The 6,913-nt window shown below is 36.7% G+C and carries 4 protein-coding genes and 1 CRISPR repeat array; of the genes, 1 reads left to right on the top strand and 3 read right to left on the bottom strand.

What is annotated here, in order from left to right; all coding sequences use genetic code 11:
• The 3 genes from AAC037_RS16605 to AAC037_RS16595 form a co-directional block, all read right to left on the bottom strand.
• Positions 1-520: outer membrane beta-barrel protein (locus tag AAC037_RS16605; RefSeq protein WP_339904115.1), on the bottom strand; the 520-nt coding region annotated here is incomplete at its 3' end.
• Between the two features lie 48 nt (positions 521-568).
• On the bottom strand, positions 569-2,428 hold the full coding sequence (locus AAC037_RS16600) for a BspA family leucine-rich repeat surface protein (RefSeq protein WP_339904113.1): 1,860 nt from the start codon (positions 2,426-2,428) through the stop codon (positions 569-571).
• Positions 2,429-2,633: 205 nt separating this feature from the next.
• Entirely contained in the window at positions 2,634-3,290 is a 657-nt protein-coding gene (locus AAC037_RS16595) for an outer membrane beta-barrel protein (RefSeq protein WP_339904111.1), read from the bottom strand.
• Between the two features lie 225 nt (positions 3,291-3,515).
• Here AAC037_RS16595 and AAC037_RS16590 point away from each other — a divergent pair, with 225 nt between their 5' ends.
• On the top strand, positions 3,516-5,060 hold the full coding sequence (locus tag AAC037_RS16590) for a hypothetical protein (RefSeq protein WP_339904110.1): 1,545 nt from the start codon (positions 3,516-3,518) through the stop codon (positions 5,058-5,060).
• 928 nt (positions 5,061-5,988) lie between these two features.
• A CRISPR array of direct repeats spans positions 5,989-6,665; the repeat unit is 36 nt; unit sequence GTTGAAGTAAGCATCTTAAAAAGGGTAGACTGAAAC.
• Positions 6,666-6,913: the final 248 nt, after the last annotated feature.

The raw sequence follows: 6,913 nt of genomic DNA, 5'->3' as shown, positions 1-6,913 counted from the left end.
TAGAAGAAAGTAATAGTCCTGTACCTATGCCAATATAAGGTTTTATACGCTTTAATGAAGACAATTTAGCCTGTAGAGGCACATTCAGATAGGTAGTTTGGTAGGAAATTTTATTAGTAAGCTCTTCATCATAAAGGGACACCGGGTGATAGTAATTGTATTGTGAATGCTGTTGAAATCTTCTTTGAAGAACCGATAAGCCTACGCCAATACTAAAATTCTGGTTAACTGAATAGTCAAATGTTCCCCCGAAATAGAAACCAATGGATGGAGAAAATTGGCTATAAGACATATATGTCGTATCAGAATTTAGCAAGATATTTTGTTGTTCTTTAGTCCATTCCCCTCCCATTATAGAGACTGTCGTTCCAGTATGAAACCGAATAGTATATTTATTTTGGTCAATTTGGATTGTATCGGAAGGAGAAAAGTATAGTTGCTGGGCAAACCCATTTATATTACAAGTCAATTGAATGACTGATATAATTAATACTGCTAAAAGAAATATTTTTCGATTCATGTTTTCTGTGGTTTAAGTTTGGAAGGGGTTTTATTTAATATGAGGAATTTACTCCGGACAAGTTCCCCAAATGGGTTTTGGTAATTCCCATGAGGTTGCTCCTTCACTAAAAAGGAGCGGGCTTTGGGAGAAGCTGGGTACACACCAGCTGGATAAGTCCTGATTAAATGCAGTATTGTATCTAAACATGTACCACATGCCCATACCAGAATTTGCACCGGACACATTACTGACATCCCAGTCGCCTATAGGATGATTAAAGACAGTAGATTCAAACATTTTCTGCATATAGGCTACATTACTAACATCCCAGTCACCAATGGGTTGATTGAACGGAGACCCTTTAAACATTTCTGCCATTATTTCCACGCCACTCACATCCCAGTTGCCTAATTGTTGATTAAATGAAGATTCAGCAAACATTTTTTCCATATTTTCAACGCTTCTGACATCCCAATCGGCTAGGGAGTGATTAAAAGGGGAAGCAAAAAACATTTCACTCATATCGGTTACTTTGCCGACTTCCCAATCGTTTAAAGGGTGATTAAATGAAGCCCTACTAAACATAGCGGACATGTCGGTAACATTTTTCACATCCCAGTCTCCTATGGGCTTGTTAAATAAAGAATTCCTGAACATCAAATGCATGTTTTCTACGTTTCCGACATCCCAATCTGCTATTGGTTGATTAAACGGAGAGCCATAAAACATACTTGACATATCGGTTACATTGCTGACATCCCAGTCTCCGAGGGGTTGATTAAAATTGGATTCGGCCGTTTGTTCTGTACCAGCAAACATCAGTGCCATATTTTTAACATTACTTACATTCCAATCCTCAATCGGTTGATTAAATGAAGAATATGAAAACATCCCGTCCATGTAGGTAACTTTGGATACATCCCAATTATTAATCGGTTGATTAAATTTGGAATTGTAAAACATTCCAGACATATTAATAACATTGCCTACATCCCAATTTTCAATCGGATGATTGAATGCAGCACCATAAAACATAAGCTTCATTATTGTGACCTTACTCACATCCCAGTCTCCTATCGGCTGATTAAAAGGAGACCCAGAAAACATATATTCCATAGAAGTGACATTGCTAACATCCCAATGGCCAATGGGTTGATTGAATTGCGTAGCGGCAAAAAGAGAAGACATATCGGTTACCAGAGAAGTACATAGTTTTGTCATATCAACATTTCCCAATCTATGCTTTAAAAATATTCCAGTGTTGTCTACTGCCTCGTACTCCACCCCATTAATAAAGCCTTTGTCCCCCGGATTGGCCTTCTCACATTTGCAGGTTATGCCGTTTTCGGCAAGGTAAAATATCGCAGAAGGCTCTTCTCTAAATGTTACTGCCACATTCTTCTCCTTGTCTACCAATATTATTGCCGGAACCTCATTCCCTTCCAAGTCTCCGCTCCAGCTATCAAAAACCCAACCTTCTTTAGGGATTGGAGTCAATTCCACCGTAGTTCCTTGTGGATATTCTTTGGCGGAAGGATTAGTAATGATTTTTTCACCGACTGTTCCCTCTCCTTCGATGGTTATGTTTAGTGGATAATCTCTCTTGACAAAAACAGCAGTAACAGATTTATTGGAATTCATGGCCAGGGCCAGTGGGTTAGTACTTCCGCTCGCATCACCCTCCCATTCTTGAAATACCCAATTTGAATTGGGTTCCGCAGTAAGTGATACACTTTCCCCTACATCGAAAGAGCTTCCTCCAGGGGACGTCTTGATCACTCCTCCTTCATCAGGGTTAACAGTAGTGGAAAGTGTAAACGTCTGGGTAGATTTGGTGTCTTCAGTTTCAACACAGGATACAAAAACTGTAAGAAATACTAGAAGGTGGAAGGTGAGGATGGGCAAGCAATTAGATTTCGAGTTCATAGCAATGGAGTTTTGGACAACTTAATTCAGAGGGCTTTTTATATAGAATCTACCTAATATAGTAATACAGCTAATTCTTCTTTTACATTGTTCGTGAGAATGGCTTAAAGGAGTATCAACAAGGGAAATAATTTCGCGAGCGGTTTTGTCAAGCTAAAGTGAAAACAACCGGCGGCGATTTTAGCCGCCGGTAACCTGGAACAAACTAAATGTCTAGCACATATTTGAGGCTAAACATCAGCATCCTGTTTTGGAGGCTGGAAACACCTTCTGATTGATTTTTATTAATATCCATCAATCCATAGGTGTAATGCACTCCGAAATTAATCTTGGTAAACTGGTAACTAAAACCGGCCATGGTTCCTAAGTCCATGTTTCGAACATTATCTGTGGTAGCTGATAGTCCCCCATATCCATAAACTCCTGTATAGGAAATCTCCTCACTAGCTTTAATAGCTGGAATGATCGCCGCTTCCAAGCGTAAGCGTTGCGTCAGATCATGAAATCCACCCATGTAGAAATTAACATAAGAGAGATCATAGTGGAGATTATCATAAAAAAAGAGATCATCTGTTTTTATAGTGGCTCCTTTGATTGTATATTCTATTCCGGCCATTAGGCCGCTTTTGGCTGTAGCACTGTATTCTGCATACACCCCTCCTAAGACAGCAATACCGGAACGGTAACTATATCCTGCTGTAGCACCAGCCAGATTAGAAACCCCTAAACCTCCCCTAAAGCTGAAAGAAATGTCCTCCAGACCAATTGTCTTTCCCTCACTTTCTGTTTGTGAGAAAGATTCTAACATAGGCAGTCCTATTAGGACCACTGTTGCGATAATAATTGATTTGATTTTGCTCATGTTTTTTCCAGATTAAAATTAAACATGAAGGCAATTTCAAATTAATATTTATCATACCCTTGTAAAAAATAATCGGGGAAATCGGGGAATATCGGGAAGGATATAATCTGTAAAATTTTTGGCTTTTTACTTTTGTAGATGGTGTGGATACAATTTACAAATAAGTGGTTTTTTTCTGTAAAACTCATATCTTAGGGTTAAATATGTATTCAATCCCCAAATTTTATGCATGAATATACCAAGATGATAAAATCCCATTATTATCTAAAATCCCTTCCCGAATCCGAAGCAAGCTATCGGCCATATTGCGACCTTGGACTTCAATTAAAGAAAGTTATCGAAGAATTTATCCGAAATAACAAAGTCAGGATTCAAGAAAGTAAGCTCAAACTTTCTGCAAATATAAAGGACTATATATTTCTAGACAAGGATCAAGCTGTAGACCCGAATAAAATGAGCTATTTGATCTACTTTATTCGACATGTCTGTGAAAAAAAAATTGATTATGGTGGAAACACGCTACGTGATTTTTGGATAAGGGCAAGAGTATATTCCTTAAAAAAAGAAAAACCGAATATTTCTAACCATACCAACATTAAGCTGTTGAATCTTTTGGCTGAAGTTTGTGGTTTTAGGAGTTTTGAAGACTTTTTACAAAAACACTACCGTAGCCTAACTTCTAACCTTAAAATTTTGATTTTGCCTTTTCCAGGGAATAATGTGAGCGTACCTTCAGTAGAAATTATGCTTAATAAGCGCCTTGACATGCTTGCAGAAAACGGAGAGTTACCAATTTCGGTAGTTTTTAAATACATGTCGTCAAATTGGGCTTCTCATAGATATTTTACCCCATCAAAGGCAAGAAAGGAAGGGAAAATTGAGGGAGCGGATTTGGTGATTTTTGGAGACATCCTTTCCTTACCGCAAGAAAGACCCCGAATAGCATTGCAATATGTCCTTGTGGAACCAATTAATGGTCTTTCAGGTGTATATAAGATGGAATTTGCTTACCTGCGAAAATATCTGGATTTAATGACCGGATCTATTCCCAACGTGCTCGATGCATTTATTTTTTTCTGCTTGGGGATACGAGAATTTTTATCAGGGAAGTATGAAAAAGCAGTTACTTATTTTTTGCAAATCCCAACGGATTCAGAACAGGAAAAAGAAAGTATTTATTTCAGGATAGGAACGATTTATGATTTGATGGATAAAAATAAATTGGCTATTAATTATTATGCACTTGCATTGGAGGCAGGTGGAATTATTAGCACAAAAGAACAACTTTTTCATTGGACAAAGGGTGGGGACTTGCTTGAAAGAGGTATGGTGATGGGATCAGATAAGTTAAAAAGCAAAGCAATCAAAATGCTTATTTTTGAAATTGCAAAAATTCAACACGCCATATTACTAAAAAGGAGCGGTAACCATGATCGAGCAAAAAAATACTTGGAACAGTCGGTCAAATTCATGAACAATAGCTGGGTAGATTCAGAGTATAAGGAATTAATAGCAAAAGCTTATTTTTCACTTGCATTGTTATATAGTAAACCGGATAGTAAAGACCGAATCAGGCAACCTGAAAGAGTGATTTCCTATTACCTTTCGGCCATAAAATTAGGAAAAGATATCTCAATTCATCAGTCAGCTGCTGAATTTCTTCACCAGTACAATTACTTGGAAAAAGCTATGATGACAGTCCGAGAGCACCATGGAGATGATTCTAGGCTGATAGGGTTTTACATGGAAAAATTGAAAACCAAAATATAATTTTTACTTTTAATGGAAAGATGAATATGATAGGCAATATCTATTTTATCAGAGGATTGATGTATTATAAAGAAATGCGCTCATTATTTTTAGGTTTGTTTTATCGCTTTAATATTTGTCGGCTATGTTTAATTTATTTTCTTTTAAAAGGATAAAAAAAGGGACTAATAAGGAACATTGTGGTTTTGGACAGATATTAAAAATGATTAAAACTTTGATATTTAAAGGGAGATATTATTCAAGGTTGAAGTGAGTATCTTAAAAAGGCCAACAGACAATAATAAATGGTTAATTGTTAATGGTTTTTATCCTATTGATTTTAATAAACTACTACCGTTTCCATAATTGTTAAACATCCTTCCATACCGGTGCCTGAGCCTGTTTAAGGTAGCTTTGAATCAGTGGTTTTTATAAAACCTGATTGAATCTTTGATGGGTTATTTTGACCAAAGTTGCGCCATCCAGTTATTTTGAATTTTTTTAATATTCTAAAATCACCCGGAAAACGAATAGTAAAATACATGTTAAATCAGTGCTACTTGTGGATTTAGTTGTCTTTAATTGCAGTACCATTTTTTCCGGTTGCCAACCGATAGCCTTGGCAACAATTTCAGGTATTAAGTCCAAAAAAAGTAAAGACAGCAAATGAACACAACTGCTTAATGGTAGTGGATATTCTCCTCAATATTTCCGCTAAGCATTCAATCAATAGGTGATTCAGGATTTAATATGGAGGAAATGACCGGAACGGCATCTACATTATGGCTATAATTGTTGTAGATATACTTAAATTATATTACATTGAAAATGATAATCCTTGATCGAACTTAAAAAGCAAAAAAAGATGCCCGTTGCCGGAAAAGGCCATATAGTGCCGATAAAAATAGGGGTTAAAATATTGATTATAAGTTCGTTATGAAAAACAAAGGTTGAAGTAAGCATCTTAAAAAGGGTAGACTGAAACAAAGATGAACCGAGCACTAAGCAATTCCAATCAGAGTTGAAGTAAGCATCTTAAAAAGGGTAGACTGAAACCATACAGTCGGTATTCTCCGTCTATGCGGAGAAAGTTGAAGTAAGCATCTTAAAAAGGGTAGACTGAAACCCTGAGATAAATCCGTTTTTAATAAAACGGTCTGAAGTTGAAGTAAGCATCTTAAAAAGGGTAGACTGAAACATATCAGATAAAATACCCACATGCTTTGGCCTTGATTGTTGAAGTAAGCATCTTAAAAAGGGTAGACTGAAACCTATTTGGGCTTTTTTATAAGTTACCAAGCCAGATGTTGAAGTAAGCATCTTAAAAAGGGTAGACTGAAACTTTATTCACTTCTTATGGTTCGAAGCGAATTTTTATGTTGAAGTAAGCATCTTAAAAAGGGTAGACTGAAACCCAACGATGAAAGCGCCACCTTCCCACTGATAATGGTTGAAGTAAGCATCTTAAAAAGGGTAGACTGAAACTCTTTTAACTACATAAATGGAATAATTTCCATTAGTTGAAGTAAGCATCTTAAAAAGGGTAGACTGAAACCTAAGATCAGCAAACCTATTTCTAATCAGCGGGGTGTTGAAGTGAGTATCTTAAAAAGGGTAGACTGATAAAGTGAGTTTGTGATGTAGTGATTTGGTGAGTGAAGTAGAAGTGGCTAAATTATGACAGGCTGAAAATGAAGGGAAGTGTCAGATTAGTTAATCAATATTATACCTGTTCCAGCAGAGATGCTTTTCCGTTTTGCTAATCACTCGATCACCCCATCACTCGATCGCCCTATCACCCCATCACTTATTTTTGAGGAAAGTATCTTAAAAAGGGTAGACTGAAACACTAAAATTGTAAATGGTTAATTGTC

The organism is uncultured Cyclobacterium sp. (assembly GCF_963976465.1).
Taxonomy (GTDB): domain Bacteria; phylum Bacteroidota; class Bacteroidia; order Cytophagales; family Cyclobacteriaceae; genus Cyclobacterium.
The sequence above is the reverse complement of the archived record's forward strand: the minus strand, read 5'-3'. Positions and strand labels throughout refer to the sequence as shown.

Bases quoted from the DNA above. Each gene is read 5' to 3' on its own strand.
- AAC037_RS16600 (WP_339904113.1), bottom strand. From the start codon at position 2,428: ATGAACTCGAAATCTAATTGCTTGCCCATCCTCACCTTCCACCTTCTA.
- AAC037_RS16595 (WP_339904111.1), bottom strand. From the start codon at position 3,290: ATGAGCAAAATCAAATCAATTATTATCGCAACAGTGGTCCTAATAGGA.
- AAC037_RS16590 (WP_339904110.1), top strand. From the start codon at position 3,516: ATGCATGAATATACCAAGATGATAAAATCCCATTATTATCTAAAATCC.